This window comes from Eikenella sp. HMSC061C02 (genome assembly GCF_001809035.1).
Classification (GTDB): domain Bacteria; phylum Pseudomonadota; class Gammaproteobacteria; order Burkholderiales; family Neisseriaceae; genus Eikenella; species Eikenella corrodens.
Genome location: NZ_KV795566.1, coordinates 1 through 20110, shown reverse-complemented (window position 1 = coordinate 20110; position 20110 = coordinate 1). Strand labels below are relative to the sequence as shown.

24 protein-coding genes and 3 tRNA genes are annotated in these 20110 nt (G+C 53.7%); 10 read left to right on the top strand and 17 right to left on the bottom strand.

Features of this window, described 5'->3' with window-relative positions:
* Nucleotides 1-295 precede the first annotated feature (295 nt).
* Entirely contained in the window at nt 296-1186 is an 891-nt protein-coding gene (locus tag HMPREF2541_RS09290; RefSeq protein WP_070543302.1) for an NAD(+) kinase, read from the bottom strand.
* 258 nt (nt 1187-1444) lie between these two features.
* On the opposite strand from HMPREF2541_RS09290, the gene miaA reads away from it, so the two are divergent.
* Entirely contained in the window at nt 1445-2398 is a 954-nt protein-coding gene (gene miaA / locus HMPREF2541_RS09285; protein WP_070543300.1) for a tRNA (adenosine(37)-N6)-dimethylallyltransferase MiaA, read from the top strand.
* Entirely contained in the window at nt 2395-2913 is a 519-nt protein-coding gene (locus tag HMPREF2541_RS09280; RefSeq protein ID WP_049259191.1) for an RDD family protein, read from the top strand. The genes miaA and HMPREF2541_RS09280 overlap by 4 nt, the downstream gene beginning before the upstream one ends.
* A gap of 283 nt (nt 2914-3196) precedes the next feature.
* Here the strand turns inward: HMPREF2541_RS09280 and rplI are convergent, their stop codons facing one another.
* The 7 genes from rplI to HMPREF2541_RS09245 form a co-directional block, all read right to left on the bottom strand.
* A complete protein-coding gene (gene rplI, locus HMPREF2541_RS09275) occupies nt 3197-3649 on the bottom strand; it encodes a 50S ribosomal protein L9 (protein ID WP_003822342.1) in 453 nt (150 codons plus the stop codon).
* 19 nt (nt 3650-3668) lie between these two features.
* Complete coding sequence (gene rpsR, locus HMPREF2541_RS09270; protein ID WP_003822340.1) at nt 3669-3899, bottom strand: 30S ribosomal protein S18; 231 nt, start codon at nt 3897-3899, stop codon at nt 3669-3671.
* A gap of 5 nt (nt 3900-3904) precedes the next feature.
* Nucleotides 3905-4201 carry a primosomal replication protein N gene (gene priB, locus HMPREF2541_RS09265; protein WP_003822339.1) on the bottom strand — a complete coding sequence of 99 codons (297 nt, stop codon included), beginning with the start codon at nt 4199-4201 and terminating at the stop codon, nt 3905-3907.
* A gap of 10 nt (nt 4202-4211) precedes the next feature.
* A complete protein-coding gene (rpsF, locus tag HMPREF2541_RS09260) occupies nt 4212-4586 on the bottom strand; it encodes a 30S ribosomal protein S6 (RefSeq protein WP_049259193.1) in 375 nt (124 codons plus the stop codon).
* A gap of 250 nt (nt 4587-4836) precedes the next feature.
* Nucleotides 4837-4912, bottom strand: a tRNA-His gene (locus HMPREF2541_RS09255).
* Nucleotides 4913-4925: 13 nt separating this feature from the next.
* Nucleotides 4926-5002 (bottom strand) — tRNA-Arg (locus HMPREF2541_RS09250).
* A 38-nt stretch (nt 5003-5040) separates the two neighbouring features.
* Nucleotides 5041-5118, bottom strand: a tRNA-Pro gene (locus tag HMPREF2541_RS09245).
* A gap of 392 nt (nt 5119-5510) precedes the next feature.
* Here HMPREF2541_RS09245 and folD point away from each other — a divergent pair.
* Nucleotides 5511-6374 carry a bifunctional methylenetetrahydrofolate dehydrogenase/methenyltetrahydrofolate cyclohydrolase FolD gene (folD, locus tag HMPREF2541_RS09240; RefSeq protein WP_049259194.1) on the top strand — a complete coding sequence of 288 codons (864 nt, stop codon included), beginning with the start codon at nt 5511-5513 and terminating at the stop codon, nt 6372-6374.
* Nucleotides 6375-6506: 132 nt separating this feature from the next.
* Here the strand turns inward: folD and HMPREF2541_RS09235 are convergent, their stop codons facing one another.
* Nucleotides 6507-6872: a hemerythrin domain-containing protein gene (locus tag HMPREF2541_RS09235; protein WP_070543298.1), complete on the bottom strand. Its 366-nt coding sequence runs from the start codon at nt 6870-6872 to the stop codon at nt 6507-6509.
* A gap of 127 nt (nt 6873-6999) precedes the next feature.
* Here HMPREF2541_RS09235 and hemC point away from each other — a divergent pair, with 127 nt between their 5' ends.
* From hemC to HMPREF2541_RS09215, 4 genes are all read left to right on the top strand, one after another.
* Nucleotides 7000-7938, top strand: a complete 939-nt coding sequence (gene hemC, locus HMPREF2541_RS09230; RefSeq protein WP_070543296.1) for a hydroxymethylbilane synthase — start codon at nt 7000-7002, stop codon at nt 7936-7938.
* A 282-nt stretch (nt 7939-8220) separates the two neighbouring features.
* Nucleotides 8221-8736 (top strand): CPCC family cysteine-rich protein, encoded by a 516-nt coding sequence (locus tag HMPREF2541_RS09225; RefSeq protein WP_081253496.1) that lies wholly within the window; start codon nt 8221-8223, stop codon nt 8734-8736.
* Between the two features lie 48 nt (nt 8737-8784).
* A complete protein-coding gene (locus tag HMPREF2541_RS09220; protein WP_049259200.1) occupies nt 8785-9588 on the top strand; it encodes an SEL1-like repeat protein in 804 nt (267 codons plus the stop codon).
* Nucleotides 9589-9786: 198 nt separating this feature from the next.
* A complete protein-coding gene (locus tag HMPREF2541_RS09215) occupies nt 9787-10632 on the top strand; it encodes a leucine-rich repeat domain-containing protein (RefSeq protein WP_049259202.1) in 846 nt (281 codons plus the stop codon).
* Between the two features lie 185 nt (nt 10633-10817).
* Here the strand turns inward: HMPREF2541_RS09215 and lolD are convergent, their stop codons facing one another.
* The 5 genes from lolD to HMPREF2541_RS12055 form a co-directional block, all read right to left on the bottom strand.
* On the bottom strand, nt 10818-11498 hold the full coding sequence (gene lolD / locus HMPREF2541_RS09210) for a lipoprotein-releasing ABC transporter ATP-binding protein LolD (RefSeq protein ID WP_049259203.1): 681 nt from the start codon (nt 11496-11498) through the stop codon (nt 10818-10820).
* Nucleotides 11491-12741, bottom strand: a complete 1251-nt coding sequence (locus tag HMPREF2541_RS09205; protein ID WP_070543294.1) for a lipoprotein-releasing ABC transporter permease subunit — start codon at nt 12739-12741, stop codon at nt 11491-11493. The genes lolD and HMPREF2541_RS09205 overlap by 8 nt, the downstream gene beginning before the upstream one ends.
* 355 nt (nt 12742-13096) lie before the next feature.
* Nucleotides 13097-13252 (bottom strand): 50S ribosomal protein L33, encoded by a 156-nt coding sequence (gene rpmG, locus HMPREF2541_RS09200; protein ID WP_003822324.1) that lies wholly within the window; start codon nt 13250-13252, stop codon nt 13097-13099.
* A 25-nt stretch (nt 13253-13277) separates the two neighbouring features.
* On the bottom strand, nt 13278-13511 hold the full coding sequence (gene rpmB / locus HMPREF2541_RS09195; protein ID WP_035579964.1) for a 50S ribosomal protein L28: 234 nt from the start codon (nt 13509-13511) through the stop codon (nt 13278-13280).
* 241 nt (nt 13512-13752) lie between these two features.
* A complete protein-coding gene (locus tag HMPREF2541_RS12055) occupies nt 13753-14037 on the bottom strand; it encodes a hypothetical protein (protein ID WP_141744234.1) in 285 nt (94 codons plus the stop codon).
* Nucleotides 14038-14368: 331 nt separating this feature from the next.
* On the opposite strand from HMPREF2541_RS12055, the gene HMPREF2541_RS09190 reads away from it, so the two are divergent.
* The 3 genes from HMPREF2541_RS09190 (at nt 14369) to HMPREF2541_RS09180 (ending at nt 16762) form a co-directional block, all read left to right on the top strand.
* On the top strand, nt 14369-14914 hold the full coding sequence (locus HMPREF2541_RS09190; RefSeq protein ID WP_070543293.1) for an RNA 2'-phosphotransferase: 546 nt from the start codon (nt 14369-14371) through the stop codon (nt 14912-14914).
* Nucleotides 14915-15190: 276 nt separating this feature from the next.
* On the top strand, nt 15191-15940 hold the full coding sequence (locus HMPREF2541_RS09185) for a GNAT family N-acetyltransferase (protein WP_070543291.1): 750 nt from the start codon (nt 15191-15193) through the stop codon (nt 15938-15940).
* A gap of 21 nt (nt 15941-15961) precedes the next feature.
* Complete coding sequence (locus HMPREF2541_RS09180; RefSeq protein ID WP_070543289.1) at nt 15962-16762, top strand: lysophospholipid acyltransferase family protein; 801 nt, start codon at nt 15962-15964, stop codon at nt 16760-16762.
* Between the two features lie 274 nt (nt 16763-17036).
* Here the strand turns inward: HMPREF2541_RS09180 and HMPREF2541_RS09175 are convergent, their stop codons facing one another.
* From HMPREF2541_RS09175 to HMPREF2541_RS09165, 3 genes are all read right to left on the bottom strand, one after another.
* Complete coding sequence (locus tag HMPREF2541_RS09175) at nt 17037-17378, bottom strand: YbaB/EbfC family nucleoid-associated protein (protein ID WP_003822314.1); 342 nt, start codon at nt 17376-17378, stop codon at nt 17037-17039.
* Between the two features lie 56 nt (nt 17379-17434).
* A complete protein-coding gene (gene dnaX, locus HMPREF2541_RS09170) occupies nt 17435-19618 on the bottom strand; it encodes a DNA polymerase III subunit gamma/tau (RefSeq protein WP_070543393.1) in 2184 nt (727 codons plus the stop codon).
* A 177-nt stretch (nt 19619-19795) separates the two neighbouring features.
* On the bottom strand, nt 19796-20047 hold the full coding sequence (locus tag HMPREF2541_RS09165) for a putative hemolysin (RefSeq protein WP_070543288.1): 252 nt from the start codon (nt 20045-20047) through the stop codon (nt 19796-19798).
* Nucleotides 20048-20110 lie beyond the last annotated feature (63 nt).

Below are 20110 nucleotides of genomic sequence, written 5' to 3'. Positions count from 1 at the left end.
TAGTCGGGACACTTTATTTCCTACAGTGTCGGCTTGCCTTCCCCTGTTTGTCGACGTGGGCTAAGGTGGATTGCCCATGCGGTTGCCCTGGTTATTTATTGTTTGGAAAGGCTACCTGAAAGTGAAGCTAAAAATTTCAGGTAGCCTTTTTAATTTGAATTGTTTGGTATTTACACATGGCGGATTCCAAGGTGGAAAGGCTACCTGAAAAACCAAAAGCCGGGCATGAGCCCGGCTGGTTTCATTTTTACTATCCGCACCTTTATCAAAACTGTTTTCAGGTAGCCTCTGTCTGCTAAACCAGCTGCTCGCCCCAATGCAGTTTTTGGCGCAGGGTTTTGTAGTATTGGTAGTTGGTGGGGTGCAGCACGCGCAGGGTGTTGCGGTAGCGGCGGATGGTGAGCCGGTTCATACTGTGCAGGTCGATGTGGGATTGGCCGTCGCAATGCACGCGGGCGTTGTCGGCTTTGGTGATGAGGATTTCGATTTCGCAGCTGTCGGGCACCACGATGGGGCGGTTGGTCATGGATTGCGGGCAGATGGGCACGAGTGTGAGGGCGCGTAGGGTGGATTGCAGAATCGGCCCGCCGGCGGCCAGGGCGTAGGCGGTGGAGCCGGGGGGGGTGGATACAATCAGCCCGTCGGAGCGTTGGGTATAGACGAATTCTTGGTTGATAAATACTTCGAATTCAATCATCTGCCCCAAGCCGCCACGGCTGATGACGACTTCGTTGAGAGCCAGCGCGGTGCAGTCGGATTCGTCGTGGCGCTGCACGGTGCATTCGAGCATGATGCGCTCTTCGGGCAGGTATTGGCCGGCGAGCATGCGCGAAATGTCGGCAATCATGTTTTGGCGCGGCACTTGGGTGAGGAAGCCTAAATGCCCCAGATGCACGCCCATGATGGGGATGCGGTAGGGGGCAAGTTGGCGGGCTACGGATAAAAATGTGCCGTCTCCTCCGAGCACCAGCACCAAATCGCAGCAGGTACCCATGTCTTCTTTAGACACTCTGCGGCAGCGTTCGGTTAGCAGGTTGGCAGACAAATCGACACCGCATTCTTCGTCTAGCAGCACTTCGATGCTGTTTTCTAAAAAGAAGGCCACCAGTTCGCTCAGTGTTTCGCCCAATTGCGGGGTGTTGGGGCGGGTAACGATGCCGATGCGGTGAAATTGGCTGTGTTTCATGTGGTGTAATGGAGAAATTATGGGGAAATTACGTTAGGCCGAACTCTACCTGATTTTCAGGTAGCCTGAAAGGCAGGAGCGGGGTAGGGCGGGGCAACGAAGCAGCCTTCTTATTTTAAATTCACTATATTTTGTTTTTTATCATGCGGCTGATAGAATGCCGCGCCGTGTGGCTTTATGTTTCAGGTAGCCTTTTGTGTGGACACAGGCTACCTGAAACATAAAGCCGGAATATTGATTTCTTTTTCAGGTAGCCTCATGCCGCAATCCACTCCGCCACCGGCACTCGCCCTGCTCGGTCCCACCGCTGCCGGCAAAACCGCGCTCGCGCTTGCTTTGGCGGAACAGCTGCCGCTGGAAATCGTCAGCCTCGATTCCGCGCTGATTTACCGCGGCATGGACATCGGCACCGCCAAGCCCACTCCGGCCGAGCGCGCTGCCGTACCACACCATCTCATCGATATCATCAACCCGCCGCAAAGCTACAGCGTGGCCGATTTTTTGAACGATTGCTTGCGCCTGTGCCGTGAAATCCATGCGCGCGGCCGCCTGCCGCTGATTGTGGGCGGCACCATGATGTACTACCACGCCCTCGTTAACGGCCTCAACAGCCTGCCCGCCGCCAATCCTGAAATCCGCCGTCAACTGCAAGAGCAAAAACAGCAACACGGCCTGCCGCACCTGTATGCCCAACTGCAACAGGCCGATCCTGCCACTGCCGCCCGCCTCAAGCCCGGCGACAGCCAGCGCATCGAACGCGCATTGGAAGTGTGGCTGCTCACCGGCCGGCCGCTCAGCCAACACTTCGCCGAACAGCCCAGCGCCACGCCAATGCTCTCCCTGCGCAGCATCGCCCTGATTCCGGCGCAACGTGAAAGGTTGCACCATAATATCGAACAACGCTTCCACGCCATGCTGGAGCAAGGCTTTCTCGAAGAAGTACGCCAACTGCAAGCGCAATATCCCGAACTCAATCCAGATTACCCCGCCGTGCGCTGCGTGGGCTACCGCCAAGCCTGGGCGCACCTGCAAGGCGAAACCGACCGCAACACTTTCATCGCCCAAGGCATTGCCGCCACCCGCCAGCTCGCCAAGCGCCAGCTCACCTGGTTGCGCAAACTGCCCGCCGATTTGGTGATTGACCCGTTTTCAGGTAGCCTCCAGCAACACAGCCAAGCCATTCATTCTTTTTACCAACAACACTTCGCATGAGCACTTCCGCCCCCGCCTCTTTCCGCCGCCGTTTCGCCGCCCTGTGCTACGAAGCCTTGCTGCTGGCCGCCGTAACCTGTGTGGCCTTTATCCCTGCCGCCGCCGCCAATATGGCGTTGCATACTGTGCCGCTGCTGGCCGAAACCGCCGTGGCGCTGATTATTCTCGCTGTGTGGTGGGGCTATTTCCGCCTCTGCTGGCACAGTCCGCGCGGGCAAACCCTGCCGATGAAAGTGTGGCGGCTGCAGCTGCAAACCCCCGCCGGCAGCCGCCCCAGCCTGCGCCAACTGCGCCTGCGTTTCATCTGGGCTACTGTGCTGCTTTTGCTGCTGCCGCTCGCCTCCTTCGGTATCCTGCGCCAACTCACTCCCCTGCCGCCCCAAACCGTGGCCGGCATAGCATTGGCGTGGTGGATATTGCCCATCGGCTTTGCCCTTATCCACCCCTCCCGCCAATTTCTCTACGACTACCTTGCTGGTACGGTTTTAACGGAGAAAGTGGGAGAAAGGAAATAGCATTCGCTGCTATATAAGCGGCTATTTGAAGGGCTGGTTGTAGCGTAGTTAAGATTCAAACTATAGTTATCCGAAAAGGTATGGGACAAGATGGTGGGCTTGTATTGTTTTTATTTGGATGATTATGTAACTAGAGCCCTTCTTGTGTACCAAGTTGAGTTGTTCTAGTGCAACGTCCCCCGTTTACTGTTTGCATGGACAGATGATTGCTCAGCCATAATGGGAAAAAGGCTACCTGAAATATTCAGGTAGCCTTTTTGTTGCTGCAGACAACAGCGTAGGTTTATTCCGCAGTCGGTACAACAACCACAGTAATATTGGCCACGGCATCGGTATGCAGGGCGATTTCGATTTCGTATTCGCCAACTGTCTTGAACGGGCCATTGGGCAGGCGTACATTAGCTTTAGCAGCTTCTACACCAAATGCACGGATAGCTTCAGCGATGTCGGCGTTGGTTACAGAACCGAACAGACGGCCATCCACGCCAGCTTTTTGTGCGATGGTGATAGATTGGCCTTCCAGTTTGGCCTGGCGAGCCTGTGCATCGGCCAGAATTGCAGCTTGACGAGCCTCGAGCTCAGCACGGCGGGCTTCGAAATCGGCCAGGGCAGCTTCGGTAGCGCGCTTGGCTTTGCCTTGCGGAATCAGGAAGTTACGGGCATAGCCATTTTTTACGGTTACTACATCACCCAGATTGCCCAAGCCACCAATTTTTTCTAACAGAATGATTTGCATAATATAAATTCTCCGTTAATTATTTGTGTTGGTCGGTGTAGGGCAGCAGAGCCAGGAAACGGGCACGTTTTACGGCCACAGACAGCTGGCGCTGATAGTGAGCTTTGGTGCCAGTAATACGGGCGGGGATGATTTTGCCGTTTTCAGAAATGAAATCTTTCAGCAAATCAACTGATTTGTAATCTACTTGTTTGATGCCTTCTGCAGTAAAGCGGCAGAATTTTCTACGTTTAAATGTTTGACGAGCCATCTCATTCAACCTTTATTTTCAATAATTGTCTGTATATGCAATATGGGGCGACGGTATTTTTGGCTGTAAGCTGCAAGAAATCCGGATATATCCACCATACTGCCTGCTTTGTATTGCCAGAGTTTTGCCTGTTCGCCGATTAATTTCGCCTGGAGTTCAAACCGGGCGAGATAGGGTTCACCTGCTTCTGTCTGCCACGATTCATGCTCTAGCATCAATCCCAATACGGCTATGCCGGCCGGGGTGTAGCGCAAGGTGTCGGCATCTTTGATGCGGGCGGTAAGGCTTACAGTATTGTTCAAAATCTCACGCTTAGGCTTCGGCAGCAGCTTCTTCCTGAGGCTGGCCGTTCAGCAGGTTTTTGGATTTTTCTTCCTTCATCATGGGAGAAGCTTCAGTAACGGCTTCATCCATTTTGATAGTCAGGTGGCGCAATACGGCGTCGTTGAAGCGGAAACCGGTTTCCAGCTCTTCGATGGCAGCCGGGGTGCACTCGATATTCATCAGCACGTAGTGTGCTTTGTGCAGCTTGTTGATGGGGTAGGCCAATTGGCGGCGACCCCAGTCTTCCAAGCGGTGAATGTGGCCGCCAGACTCGGTAATCAGGGTTTTGTAACGTTCAACCATAGCGGGCACTTGCTCGCTCTGGTCGGGATGAACGATAAATACAATCTCGTAATGACGCATGTTATCTCCTTATGGCTAAATACAGCCCGCCGTCATGCGGAAACAGCGGGCAAGGGGTGGAAAACGCGGCATTATATCGGCAAAATACAGCGTAAGCAAGCATTTGCTGAGTAGGGCGTGGTGACTAGCTTGGTATGTGTGCAATATTTCACACCGTTAACACAGGCTACCTGAAAAAGAAGATTCAATGGCTTGCAGATAAGCTTTGGGATACAAAAAACCCGTATGCCGAAGCATACGGGTTTCAATTTGGGGTGGCTGATGGGGCTCGAACCCACGACAACCGGAATCACAATCCGGGGCTCTACCAACTGAGCTACAGCCACCATAAAACTTTTATGGCGCGCCCGACAGGAATCGAACCTGTAACCGCCCGCTTAGAAGGCGGGTGCTCTATCCGGTTGAGCTACGGGCGCTCTACCTATCCTGTCGTTCACAATTTTTCGGAGAACTTTGGTCGGGGCGGTGGGATTCGAACTCACGACCCTCTGCTCCCAAAGCAGATGCGCTAACCAGACTGCGCTACGCCCCGATAAGAAAGGTGAATTCTACTCATACTGCTTTTACCCTGTCAAGCAGGTAATGCAAAATTAAATATCAGTTTTAATTTGTTTGTATGGTTTCATTCTAAATAACAGTATGTTAATTGAAGATATGCTTACACAACATCGGTGCATATATGCATAAGAAGTTTACATGACCAAAGCCTCTTCCAACCTAAAAGTGTTATGAACAACATGCTATAATTGCCAAGCCAACAATCGTTGAAACCTCAGCAAAATCGCCGGCTATAGCATATGTTGCTGCACGAAGTGTTTTTATTTTTTATCAATAGATTAATACATGATCTAATTTTTATCCGAGGCAGCCATTCAGCCCATCCATTTTACTTCCCCACCCAACCCGACAGAAAAGGAACAGCCTATGACAGCCCAGCTTCTCGATGGTAAAGCCGTTGCTAACGAACGTCTGCTGAAACTTGCCGACAAAGTGGCCAAGCGGCGCAAACAAGGCTTGCGCCCCCCGTGTTTGGCTGTTTTGCTGGTTGGCAGTGATCCTGCCAGTGTTGTGTATGTGAACAACAAAAAAATTGCCTGTGAAAAGGCTAGTTTCGACTCCCGTTCCTACGAATTGGCAGCGTCCACTACCGAAGAAGAGCTGCTGCAACTGATTGACGAACTCAATGCCGCCCCTGATGTGGACGGTATTTTGGTGCAGCTGCCTTTGCCGGCACACATTAACAGCCAGTCGGTAATCGAGCGCATTCAGCCGGATAAAGACGTGGATGGTTTCCATCCTTACAACGTTGGCCGCTTGGCCGTGAAAATGCCGCTGATACGCCCATGCACACCTAAGGGCGTGATGACCTTATTGGAAACTTACGGCGTGGAGCTGCGCGGCAAAAAAGTGGTGATTGTGGGTGCATCCAATATTGTCGGCCGCCCGCAGGCGCTGGAAATGCTGCTGGCCGGTGCCACGGTTACCGTATGCCACCGCTTCACCGTAAACTTGGAGCATGAAGTTTCTGAAGCCGATGTAGTGGTAGTGGGCGTGGGCAAACCCAAGCTGATTCAGGGTAGCTGGATTAAATCCGGCGCTGTGGTGGTGGATGTTGGCATCAACCGGTTGGCAGACGGTACGCTCTGTGGTGATGTGGATTTTGAAGCCGCCAAAGAACGCGCTTCCATGATTACCCCTGTTCCCGGCGGCGTAGGCCCGATGACCATCGCCACCCTGTTGGAAAACACCTTCTACGCAGCCACCCTGCACGACCAACCGGCAGCCTAGGCGCATATCGGTGCACAATAAAGGGCAAACAGCCATATCGACTGTTTGCCCTTGTTTTTCTAAATGATATAACCACCAAAAGGCTACCTGAAACCCTACGGGGCAAGCCACACAATATTTTCAGGTAGCATCTCACTCTTCAGCCAACATTTCCTGAAACGCCTGGAACAGCTCACGCTCTTCAAAACGCGCATGGCCGCGCAGGGTTTCGGCAAACGTTTTCATCCAATCGGGATTGTCGAACTCGGGCGCTGCCAGCATTCGGCGCAACAGCGCATGTTCTTCCTCAAAACGCCGTTGCATGGCCGGCTGTGCCAATTTATTCCACCACGGCGCAAACAGCGCTTCCTCCTCGGCAAAATGCGCCAGCAAATCATCTTTTTGCTTGGCAAAATCGGCACGGTGATCTGCGGCAGGATCGCGCAAGATACGGGCACACATGGCCAGTGAATGGTGGTGGTCTTGCGACAGCGGAATCAGCAGGGGATGGCGTTTCATTTTTCAGGTAGCCTGAAGTGGTTGCACAATAGCCGGATTATATAGCGGACAGTGCAAAACGCCCACAAACACGCCGCCATTTCATGATAGACTGCCCGCCGTTTGCCATTCCGTTTTCCTAATTGAAATGACCCCGCAAAAACTTGTTATCGCCAGCCGCGAAAGTGCCCTCGCCATGTGGCAGGCCGAACACATCCAATCCCGCCTGCGTGCGCTCTACCCCGGCTGCGAAGTATCCATCCTCGGCCTCACCACCCAAGGCGACCGCATTCTCGATAAAACCCTCTCCAAAATCGGCGGCAAAGGCCTGTTTGTGAAAGAGCTCGAACAAGCCCTATCCGACGGCCGCGCCGACCTTGCCGTACACTCTATTAAAGACGTGCCGATGGTATTGCCCGAAGGCTTTGCCCTGGCCGCCATCTGCGAACGCGAAAGCCCGTTTGATGCCTTCGTTTCCAACAACTACCAGCGGCTTGAAGACCTGCCCGCCGGCGCCGTTGTCGGCACGTCCAGCCTGCGCCGCGAAGCCCAGCTACGCGCCCGTTTCCCGCAGCTTCAGGTAGCCCCTTTGCGCGGCAACGTGCAAACCCGCCTTGCCAAACTCGACCAGGGCGACTACGCCGCCATCATCCTGGCCGAAGCCGGCCTCAAACGCCTCGGCCTCACCCAGCGCATCCGCCACACCCTCTCCCCCGCCGACAGCCTGCCCGCCGCCGGCCAAGGCGCGCTCGGCATCGAAATCGCCGTGCACCGCAGCGAACTGCTGCCCCTGCTCGCCCCCCTGAACCACGCCCAAACCGCCGCCTGCGTTACCGCCGAACGTGCCCTCGCCCGCGCGCTGGGCGGCAGCTGCCAAGTGCCGCTGGCCGCCTACTGCACCAAGCAAGACGGCCTGCTCACCCTGCACGGCCTGGTCGGCCATCCTGACGGCTCCGTCATCCTGCGAGAAGAAGCCCAAGCCCCGCGCGAATACGCCGATGCCCTCGGCCGCGCCGTCGCCAAGAAACTGGCCGACAACGGCGCCCAAGAGCTCATCGCCGCCGTGCTGGCCGAGCAGGCCACCTGAAAAAGTATAGTGAATTTAACTTAAACCAGTACAGCGTTGCCTCGCCTTGCCGTACTATCTGTACTGTCTGCGGCTCGGCCGCCTTGTCCTGATTTTTGTTAATCCACTATAGAAATCAACCCGAACGGCATCAGGGCAGTATTTCAATAAAAGCAAAACAAATGCCCTCCAAACGTTTTCAGGTAGCCTGTGTTTGAGGCTACCTGAAAACGCAATTTGCAACGAAATTATGATTTTATATGCTATTTATCTAGTATCAAACACCTCAAAGCGATTGACCACATGGTAATAGACCGCGAACAAGCCATGCGCCAACTGGCCGAACACGAAATCAGCCAACTCTCTGACGAACAAAAGCTCAATCTGGTTTTGGATTATTGGTATTTGTTTGAAGACTTTGACCTCAGCCACGAATTAAAATTCTTTCTCGCCAACCATGAAGCCGAAAGCCTAACCGAATACACCGATTTTTTCCGCCTCATCGTCCTTATTGGATTGGCGGATAAATGTAAAATATTCAACAACAAATACCTAGCCGAAGAATTAAAACGTTATACTCAAAACGAATTTCAAGTAAGCGGCAACGAAAAACAAACCTTATCCCCTTGCCCCTGCTGCTCGTTTTATTCCCTCAGTCCTCCAACGGATTACGCTGTTTGCCCGATTTGCCAATGGGAAAACGACGGCACGGCTGGCGAGCAATACTCCGCCATCAACCGCGGCACACTCAGCCGCTATCGGGAAAACTTCCTGAAAAAGCATTCAAAAAGCCCACTACACACCAAATACATTTTGTAAACGGTTCTACACAGAGGCCGTCTGACTCTCCCCAGAAAGGCAAAAACCATGAAACCTAAATCCCTCTACCGCGCCGCCCTACTCGAATACCTCTATTGCGCCTCCTTTGCCGCCGATCCTGCCGAAGCCCGCGCCGCCTACCGCAGCTACCGCCAGCTCGCCAAAAAAGGCTGTCCCGACGGCTGGTTCGGCCTCGGTCGCGCCCGCCAGTACGGCTACGGCGTCAAACCAAACCGAGCCAAGGCCGAAAAATACTACCGCCGCGCCGCCAAACTCGGCCACGCCGAAGCACAGGAAGCCCTCGGTTGCCTATACGAATTTGCCGAAAAGCCCGACTATCGGCGCGCCCGCAAATGGTACGCCCACGCCCTTGAGCAACACAGCAGCGATACCCCCGATGCAGCCTACCGCCTCGGTTACCTATATGAAAAAGGCCTCGGCGGTAAAAAAGACATCCAAACGGCCTGCCAGCTCTACCGCAAAGACGCCAAGGCTGGCCATCCCGATGCCCAACGCGCCCTCGGTTACTGCTACGAAAAAGGCCTAGGCCTGCCCGAAAACCATGCCAAAGCCCGCAAATGGTACGCTCGCGCCGCCTTGCAGGCAGATGCCACCGCCTGCAACAACCTAGGCTTCCTCCACTACAACGGCAAAGGCGTGCGCCGCAGCAAAAGCCAGGCGAAAAAATGGTACAAACTCGCCGCCCGCGCAGGCAGCATCATTGCATTATCGAACCTCGGCGATCTCTATGAAGACGCAGGCCGTCTGAAAAAAGCCGTCCGCTACTACCGCCGTGCCGCCGAGGCAGGCAACAAATATGCTGCCAAGCAATTGAAGCGGTTGGACAAGTAATCACCGGCCGTTTTCAGACAGCCTTTTTGTAGAAGGCCGTCTGAAAACAAAAATCGGCAGGTACAGGTAGGATTTTGTCATCCGGCCTGCTCCTGCCGATTGCCGATTAAAGAGATTACAGCCGCCAGTTCAGTTTGAACATGATATTGCGCGGCATGCCGTAAAAATTATAGGCACCATTGATGATTAGGTTGAACCATGTATTTACGTTTCTTTCCTGAAAACACCACCTCGATAGAACATGCCGAAGTTATTCTCGAAAAGAATGATACCCTTGAGGACATTAAAGCATTTATGAATCAGCATCAATGCTTCAAGCTATTCGTGTCGGGAGCCTTTGGATTCGATCAAGATAAACTACCGTTTGACGAACCGGCAGATTTTATTGAAGCCATCACCATCCAATGCAGTAAGATTCGAGATTTAACTCCGCTTTACTTTCTGAAAAATATCAAGAAAATTTGCTTAGAAGGAAATCCGGATATAAAAGGCGAATTGGATTTGCATCATTTTCAGCATTTGGAGCGTGTGGATTTTTATGACAGCATAAAGAACATTACCGGCTTATTTGATCATAAAAATCTGAAAGCCGTTTATATTGAGCCTAAGAAATTAAAATGCTTAAGCATTGATGAAGAAAATCATACTATCGAACATCTTGGCTTGAGCAATAGCCATATTGCCGATATTGCTGATATACAAAAGCTGCCTGCACTTAAAAGCATTGAATTGGCATATTTGCCCAAAATAACCAATATTTCCTTCTTACTTCGCTGCAAGCAAATCAGTGAAATTCAAATCTGTTCATGCAAAAAGATTGAAAACTTAATCGAAACCTTGTCAAAGTTAGACAGCCTCACATCCATTACGCTATGGAATCAAGGAAATATTGATACCATTCAGCCTTTTCGCTGTTTAAGCAAGCTACAAATAGTCAGGTTGTGGGAAGCAACAAAAATTCTTGATGGAAAAGTCAGTTTTCTTGATCAAATGCCTGATATGCAGCATTTGGAGATCAAACGCTATGCTCATTACGATAAATAGCAGGTTAATTTAACCTCCGCCACTTTATTGCCTTGCAGGCTACCTGAAATGCTATCGGGGTAGGGTTTATGCCTTTATTTCCTAAAATTGCAAAGGCTACCTGAAAATTGCCAAACTCTTTTGAGTTTGAGCTTTCAGGTAGCCTTTGTTATGCGCTAGGCTGCTTGGATAGTTGTTGGATAGATTCAAGCTCGCAAACAGCCGTCGTCCATAGTGAGCACGCGGTCGAAGCGTTTGGCCAGCTGCTCGTCGTGGGTAACCACGATGAGGGCAGTGCCGAGTTCATGTTTGAGTTCCAGCATCATTTCCAGCGCGTGGGTAGCGTTTTTACGGTCGAGGTTGCCGGTGGGCTCGTCGGCCAGCAGACAGTCGGGCTTGGTTACCAGGGCGCGGGCGATGGCGGCACGTTGGCGTTCGCCACCGGAGAGTTCGCCGGGACGGTGGGTCATGCGGCTGCCAAGACCAACTTTTTCTAAAATTTCGGCAGCGGCCGCTTGTGCTTCGGCCCGGCTTTTGCGCGCCACCAACAGCGGCATCATCACGTTTTCCAGTGCGGAAAACTCGGGTAGCAGGTGGTGGAATTGGTAGACGAAGCCCAAATGGCGGTTGCGCAACTGGCCGATGGCCACCTGGGAGAGGCTGTTTAGGCCCTGGCCTTGGATTTTCACTTCGCCGCTGGTGGGCTTGTCCAGCCCGCCGAGGATGTGCAGCAGGGTGGATTTGCCGCTGCCAGAGGCGCCGATGATGCCGATGCCTTCGCCTGAGGCTACCTGAAAATCGATATTGCGCAGCACTTCCACTTTGAGGCTGCCGTCGTCGTAGGTTTTGCCTACGTTTTGGCATTGGATAACGGCTTCTTTATTCATAGCGTAAGGCCTCTGCGGGTTGGGTTTTGGATGCACGCCAGCTGGGCAGCAGTGTGGCCACGAAGGAGAGGCCGAGGGAAATGGCAACAATCGCCAGCACGTCGGACAGCTTCACTTGCGAGGGCATATAGTCGATGAAATAGATGGCGGAAGTAACCAGCTTGCGGCCAGCCATCTGCTCGATGGCGGAAACGATAGCGCCCACGTTCAGCGCTACGGTTACGCCCAGCGCCACGCCGATGGCGGTGCCGACCACGCCCAAGAGCGTGCCCTGCACCAGGAAAATCTTCATGATGCCGCGCGGAGGCAGGCCGAGGGTGCGCAAAATGGCGATGGCGGCCTGCTTTTCGGTTACGGTCATGATGAGGGTGGAAATCAGGTTGATGGAGGCGACAAGGCTGATGAAGAACATGATGACGAACATCATCTTCTTCTCCACCTCCACGGCTTGGAAGTAGTCGCGGTTTTGGTAGGTCCAGTCGAAAGAGGCGATACGGTTGCGCTGCTCGGCGGGCACAATAGTAGAGGTCACGTCGGGTGCGGTTTCCGGCTGCGAGAGGCGCAGCTGAATGCTAACATCGCCATCTCCGGCACGATACAGGGTTTTGGCGTCTTCAATATGGATGATAGACAAGCTGTTATCTACAGCAAAAATGCCGGTGGAAACGGTGGAAGCCACAGTGAATTGCTTCATGCGCGGCACCATGCCCACCGGCGTAATGTTGCCTTCGGGCGAAATCAGGGTAACTTTCTCGCCCGGCTGCACGCCTAAGCGGTCGGCAATATCTTTGCCCAAAATCATTTCAAACTGACCGGGCTTGAGCTGCTGATACAGCTCGTTGGGCAGCTTGTCGCCGTATTCCGACACTTTCGGTTCTTCAGCCGGGTCGATCCCCTTTACCTGCACGCCCTGAACCTCTCCGGAATTAGCCAGCAACGCCTGCCCGCTCACATAGGGCGCCACGCCCAGCACGCGCGGATTGGCTTGGGCGATTTTGGCCAAGCCTTGCCAAGTGTCACCCGGATCGGCCTGTAGATAGCTCATCTGCATGTGGGGGGTAACTTGCAGCAGCTGGCCGCGAATTTCTTTTTGAAAACCGTTCATTACGGAAAGCACCACAATCAGCGCGGTTACGCCGGTGGCAATGCCGAAAATCGAGATGATGCTGATAACAGACATCAACCCGTTGCGTTTTTTGGCGCGCATATAGCGCAGGCCGATCCAAGTTTCTAAGGAAAGCATAGTGGAATGGGCTCCGCAGCCTGCCGAAGCAGGCTGCAATCATGGGATTGGCAGGGTTTCAGGTAGCCTTTATCCGGCTAAAAATCACTTCATGCAGCATCAGTTCGCTTCATTTGCAAAATATGCTTCAGCGGTGTATTTGATACGGGGGCAAGGTACACGATATGCAAACTTGGCCAAGCATTAGATTTGCAAAAAGCGGCGCACAGTATACAGGCTCTTTGCCGGGCAGGGCATTGGTATTACGCGCATTTGCCCTATTTAACGGCAGATGTGCCCTTAGTGGGGCAGATATAGAAAACTGCATTCTCTGCCAAGCAGAAAATGCAGTCTGGGTAGAAAGTGTGGCTGAAGATTATTTCAGCTTGGTTTCTTTGTAAACCACGTGCTTGCGGGCAACCGGATCGAATTTTTTGATTTCGAATTTGCCGGGGGTAGTCCGCTTGTTTTTGGTGGTAGTGTAGAAATGGCCGGTGCCGGCGCTGGATTCCAGCTTGATTTTATCGCGCATGACTCTAATTCCTTAAATAATGTGATTAGGCTTCGCCGCGTGCGCGCAGATCGGCCAGAACGGCATCAATGCCAACTTTGTCAATCAGACGCAAAGCCGCGTTGGAAACGCGCAAGCGCACCCAGCGGTTTTCGCTCTCAACCCAAAAACGGCGCGATTGCAGGTTCGGCAAAAAACGGCGCTTGGTTTTGTTGTTGGCGTGCGATACGTTGTTACCGGACATCGGCCGCTTTCCGGTTACTTTGCAAACTCGTGCCATGGTTAATTCTCCAAACTTCAAAAAATATTAGATAGAAACGAAACTTGCTTTATACCATAGAAAGCATTTTCGGTTCAAGTTTTATCGCGATGAAATTGGCGGATGTGCTGCTGGATACAACATCTTGCGGGCACCCCATCCTAAAGAGGTATAGTTAATCCTTCAGTTTATTGTTTCAAAAAAACATTTGCTTTTGCTCGGTACGTTAATTTTCAGGTAGCCTTAATCGTGGGGCAATTATTTATCTTGTGCAGCGGACGGCACTGGGCGCAACCCAGCCGGTATTGACACCAAAATAACGGTTGTAGTGATTAGGTTTACCACGCCATCTGACCAGCGCCCAGTTTTTACCATGATCATCGGGGCTGCGTTCAAACAGGGTAACATTTAGATTAGCAGGCAGACTGCCTAAAATACGGCCGCCTGGCGTTTCACGTACTGGAGCAGCAGCGGCGATGCGGCAGCTTTCTGCATGGGTGGCAGCGGAAACTAGCGCAAACAGAACAAACAAGCTAAGGTGTTTCATTTTGAATCTCCCATGGTCAAGGACAATTAGGATACCTGAAAAATAGCCTATCTGGGTAGGTAATTAGTTAGATGCCCTGTTGTAACAAAGCAGAATTGAGGTAACTCTTGTTTTTCGCGGACGCAGCTTTGCAGATGCAGACGACCATCTAATATTTCACTTTTCAATCATATAACTATAACGAAATTATAATTGAATTGGCTTGACATAAGGCCGAAAGGTAACCGTACTGAAGTAAAGCAAGACAACTCAATGCTGTAGCTGAATCTAAGTTAATTCGCTATAACACATACTTAAGACTCAACCAAACACCAAATTTAAAGGCAACACAATGGACAAATCAAACGCCGGCGTGAGCAAATTCCTCAGTTATATCCTGCGCCATCATCCCGAAGCCATCGGTTTGACACTAGATGGCGAAGGCTGGGCAGATGTGGGTGAACTATTAACCCAGGCAGCTGCGCACGGGCGCAATATCAGCCTGCCGCTATTGCATAAGGTGGTGGCTACCAATAATAAAAAACGATTTACGCTGTCTGCCGATGGCGGCAAAATCCGTGCCGAGCAAGGGCATTCCACGGCACAAGTGGATATTGCCTACACCGAAACCGAGCCGCCGGAAATCTTGTATCACGGCACGGCGCAGCGTTTTGCCGAAGCTATTGAAGAGCAAGGATTGTTGCCGGGCAGCCGGCATTATGTGCACTTGTCGGGCGATGTGGAGACGGCTGTGTCGGTGGGTAGCCGCCACGGCAAGCCGTTGGTGTTGGAAGTGCAGGCCGGGCTGATGCGTCAGCAGGGTTTTGTGTTTTATTTAACAGCCAATAAAGTGTGGCTGATTAAAGAAGTGCCGTCACAGTTTTTACGGCGAATGTAAGAGGCTACCTGAAAAATTTCTACTGCTCAGGCAGGCTTTCAGGTAGCCTGTTAGCTATGGATTGATGGGCTACCTGAAAATGTAAACTACAACCCAGACCAAACATTTGGCCGGCAATATTCTTGAATAATCTAGGGCGTGCCATTCCGCTGTTGAGTAAAACCTTTGTTAAAATCCGCTATTTCTGCCGCATAGGCAAACAATTTACTTGCCACTTGCGCCATGTGGCTTTACAGTTCAGCCTGTGCGAAATGGCACGTTTTTCCGGAGTAACCCATGCAACAAATAAAAAACCAAGAATGGCTGCTGGTAGACAGTGGCAATCTTGAAGTGAGCGTAACCCGCGAAGCAGATGCCGTGGAAGAAGCGCAACGCTTGCGTTTCGACATTTTTGGCCGCGAGATGGGCGCCGGCATACACGGTGAAGACGGCCGCGATATCGACCGTTATGATGAATTCTGCCGCCACCTGATTGTGCGCGACAAAAACAGCGGCTGCATCATCGGCACCTACCGCTTGATTACCGAAGAAGCGGCCAAAGCCGCCGGTGGTTGGTATTCCGATTCCGAATTCGACCTCTCCCGCATCCGCCACATCCTGCCCAAAACCGTGGAGCTAGGTCGCGCCTGCGTACATAAAGACTACCGTACCGGCGGCACGATTTCACTGCTGTGGATGGGTTTGATCAGTTTCATGCAAGCACATGGTCTGGAATACATGATCGGCTGTGGCAGCGTGCATGTAGATGACGGCGGGCATTATGCCGCCAGCCTGTTTAACCAGCTCAAACAGACCCATTACTCGCCCGAGGAATACCGCGTGTTCCCGAAAGTGCCGCTGCCGCTGAACGAACTGCGGCAGGATTTGGAGGTGGAAGCGCCGCCTTTGATGAAGGGCTACCTGCGCGCCGGCGTGTGGATTTGCGGCGAACCGCATTGGGATAAGGATTTCGGCAGTGCCGATATGCTGGTGATGATGCCGATGGCCAATATCCATCCGCGTTATGCCAAACATTTTGTTAAATAAATCAGAAGACAAGGTTAGCTGATGCGTAGGCTCAGACTGATTGTCAGGCTATTTGGGGTGGCTGCCGTTTTGTTGTGGGGCTGCCTTCAGGTAGCCTTGTTTTTCGGCCGTGAAGATAAGGCCAAACGCCAATGGCGGATTCAACGCTGGTCGCGCCAGTGCATGAAAGTGTTTGGTACCAAGCTGACCGTGCACGGAGCGGAACGTTTTTTCGCCGAAGGTGGCCAGTTTATGGTGGGCAACCACATCTCCTGGCTGGATATTTTTCTCATCAACTCCGTGCAGGCTGTACGCTTTGTAGCCAAGCAAGAAGTGCGCGACTGGCCGGTAATCGGCTGGCTGGTGGCGCGAGTCGATACAGTATTCATCAAACGCGGCAACCGCCAATCATCACAGCAGGTGATGGATGTGCTGTTGCAGATTTTGTCGGAAAAGGATTACGCGGTTGTATTCCCCGAAGGAACAAGCACCGACGGGCGGGGCATCAAGCCATTTAAGAGCGGGCTATTCGATACCGCCATCATCGGCCAATATCCGGTGTGGCCGGTGTTGGTGTACTATCCAAATGAAGACGGCAGTCCGAACACGGATATGGCCTATTGCGGCGAAATCAGCTTGTGGGAATCGTTCTGCCGCATCCTGCCGCAAAAGCGCAGCGAAGGCGTGCTGTATTTTCTGGAACCGATTTCGCCGGAAGGCAAAACGCGGCAAGAGCTATGCGCCGCCGCCCAGGCGCAAATTGCGGCCAAGATGGGCGAACTGCACGGCCTGCCACCCGAGAGCGTGGTGGAAGAAAAGGGTGCCGTGTTTGAGCGGACTTAATCTGTTGTGATGATTGTTGAGCCGTCCCGTTTGTTGGGACGGCTTTTTGTTTGATGGGTGGATTTGATTGGTGGCGGTATCCATTGTTTTGCATACTAGCTGGTGAGAGCTGTAGGCAGTACAGAAATATGGCGAGATGAGTTTCTATTGGGATGGCGATAAAACCTTTTCAGGTAGCCTTGGTAAGGCGATATGGAGGCTACCTGAAAACGGATGCAAGCCAAATACGAACCGGCTGCCTGACGAGTTCGGGCAGCCGGTGTTTATGTGTGGATTACTTGAAGAAGTTGTCCATGCCGGGGGGTAGGCCGAGGCCTTGGGTGAATTGCGACATATGCTGTTGGGCGGCGGCTTCTACTTTGCGGGTAGCATCGTTGAAGGCGGCGGCAATCAGGTCTTCCAACATTTCTTTGTCGGAAGCGGCATCGGCGGCGAGGCTATCGTCGATGTGCACGCGTTTAACGGCGTGGTGGCAGCTGAGGGTGATTTTCACCATGCCGCCGCCGGCTTCGCCTTCCACGGTGATGTTGGCCAATTCGGCCTGTGCCTGTTTCATTTTTTCCTGCATTTTTTGTGCCTGTTGCATCAGGTTGCCGAGGCCGGCTTTGTTGAACATGAGTGTGCTCCTATTAAAAAGGGGGTGAAAAAAGGATGTTGGGGAAAGGTTTTGCCCTAGGTTTGGCCGTTTTCCTGCAATACAAGGCTTTCAGGTAGCCAGCGGGCGCCGAATAGATTGAGGATATCTTGCGCGGCAGGGTCTTGCTCCAGCAGGCTTTGCGCTTGATCGCGGGCGGCTTGGCGCAGGCGTTGTTGGCGCATGGCGGGGGTTTCGGCGGCTTTGCCACCGGCCGGCCAATCCATGGTACGGATGCTGACGGGATGGCCGTAGGCGGCGGCCAGGTGCTGCTCGATGCGCTGGATGTGTTCGCGGCTGATGCTGACTTGCCCGGCTTCGGCCACGGCGAGGGTGAGCAGGTGTTGCTGCGGGTCGTAGCCGAGGCAGGCGGTGTGCTGGGCGCTCATTTGGGCGGCACCGATTTTGGGGGCGATGGAGGCGACGATCTGCGGCCAGGTGTCGGCATCGGGCAGGGGCAGGGCTGCGGTGTCGGCGTTTTCCGGGGTTTCAGTAGCGGCTGATTGGGCGGGAAATGGTTCGTTTTGCCCGTTTTGGCTGTGTGGAAGCTCGCCTTGTTCGTTTTCAGGTAGCCTTTGGCTTAATGCGCCGACCGACAACGCGGTTTCTAAACCGGCGGGTGGGGCATCATCCCACGGCGGGCTGCTTTCGAAGGCGGCAGGGATGGCTTCCGACGCGGCAGGTTGCGGCTCGCTAGGATAGGGGCGGCTGGGTTCGACTGAACCAGGTGCCGGGCTGCCGGATTCGTTTGGGTTTGGCGAAAGCCCGTGCTGACTGTTTGGACTACCTGAAATATTTTCAGGTAGCCTTTCGGTATGGCGGGCAGCGGGGGCAGTTTCTTGCGTCAAGGGTTCGTTGTGCGAAAGCCTGCCGTTGTCGTTTGGGCTACCTGAAAAACGGCCGTGTTCATTTGGGCTGTGCGGGAACTCGCGTTGCTCGTTGTTGCTGCGTAGAAGCTCGCTATGCCCGCTTTCAGGTAGCCTTGGTTCGGCTTGGGCGGGTGGGGTTTCTGCTGCATGGTTTTCGGCTGGAATGCGGGCGTTATCCGGCTGCAGTGTGGCAGCCGGACGGGGCTTTGGGGAGGGGTCGTGCAGTTCGCTGCCGCTGATGTGGCTGCCTTCGGGCAGTTCGGCTGCGGCCAGGGGGGTGAAGGCGAGCAGGCGCAGTAGGGTCATCACGAAGCCGGCGTATTCATCTGGCGCGAGCGGCAGGTCTTGTTTGCCGTGGATAACGCATTGGTAATACAGCTGGATTTGTTCGTCGCCCAGTTGGGTGGCGAGCTGTTGCAGGGTGTCGCGTTCGGGGTCATCGGCGGGCACGGCAGCGGGGATGGTTTTGATGAGGGCGAGCTTTTGCAGCAGGAGGGCGAGCTCGCTCAAGGCGCTGTCGAAACCGATGGCACGACCGGCCATTTCCTGTGCGGTGGCGAGCAGGGCGGCGCCGTCTTGGTTGGTAGCGGCTTGCAGCAGGGAGTAAAGGTAGCGTTGATCAACGGCGCCGATCATTTGGCGCACGTCGGCTTCGGTTACGCTACCGGAGCCCATGGCGATGGCTTGGTCGAGCAGGCTGAGCGCGTCGCGCATGGAGCCGGCGGCGGCGCGGCCGAGCAGGGCAAGGGCAGGGGCTTCGTAGGGGATTTGTTCGCTGTCCAGAACGTGCGCTAGGTGCTGCGATACCTGCTGGGCGGTCATGTTGCGCAGCACGAATTGCAGGCAGCGGCTGAGCACGGTAACGGGCACTTTGTGCGGGTCGGTGGTGGCCAGGATGAATTTGACGTGTTCGGGCGGCTCTTCCAGCGTTTTGAGCATGGCGTTGAACGCGCTTTTGGAGAGCATGTGCACTTCGTCGATGATATAGACTTTGTATTTGCCGGCGGTGGGAGCGTATTGGGCGTTTTCCAGCACTTCGCGGATGTTGTCGATGCCGGTGTTGGAGGCGGCGTCGATTTCCAGCAGATCCACAAACCGCCCGGCGTCGATGTCGCGGCAGGATTGGCATTGTCCACAAGGCTCGCCTTCGTGCGGGGTTTCGCAGTTGAGGCTTTTGGCCAGGATGCGGGCGATGGTGGTTTTGCCCACGCCGCGGGTGCCGGTGAGCAGGTAGGCGTGGTGCAGTCGGCCTTTGCCCAGGGCATTTTGCAGGGCTTTGACAACGTGTTCCTGTCCGACTAAATCGGCAAAGGTTTTGGGGCGCCACTTGCGGGCGAGAACTTGATAGGCCATGTGGAATGCTTTGATGGGGTTGTTCGGGCGCACAGATGCGCGGTACGGCATGATGTTGCTGATGTTGCTAAGGGCGGTATTTTAGCATTATCAACGCTATTCTTGGCGACAGGAAAAGGCAAACAGGCTACCTGAAAATCGGATTTCAGGTAGCCTGCCTGTTTGGCCGGGCGGGGCTTATTTGCCGTTGCCGCCGTTGTTGGCGCGGTAGTATGCCCACTCTTCCACTTCTTTGCCGTCTGGCAGGATGCACACGCCGTATTCGCTGCCGTCTTGGTTTTTGCGGATTTCAGACTTGCCGCCTTGCTGCACGCAGTATGCGCTGGCGGGGTTGGGCGTGCCGATGGCGGGCGCTTGGGCGGAAGTGGTGTGGCTGCCGGCGCAGGCGGCCAAGCCGAGGGCGGCCATCAGGGGGAAGAAACGTTTCATGGGTTATCCTTTTTGGGTGTGGTGAATAAATTTGGGGCTGTCCTAGATAACCAGGAATATTCA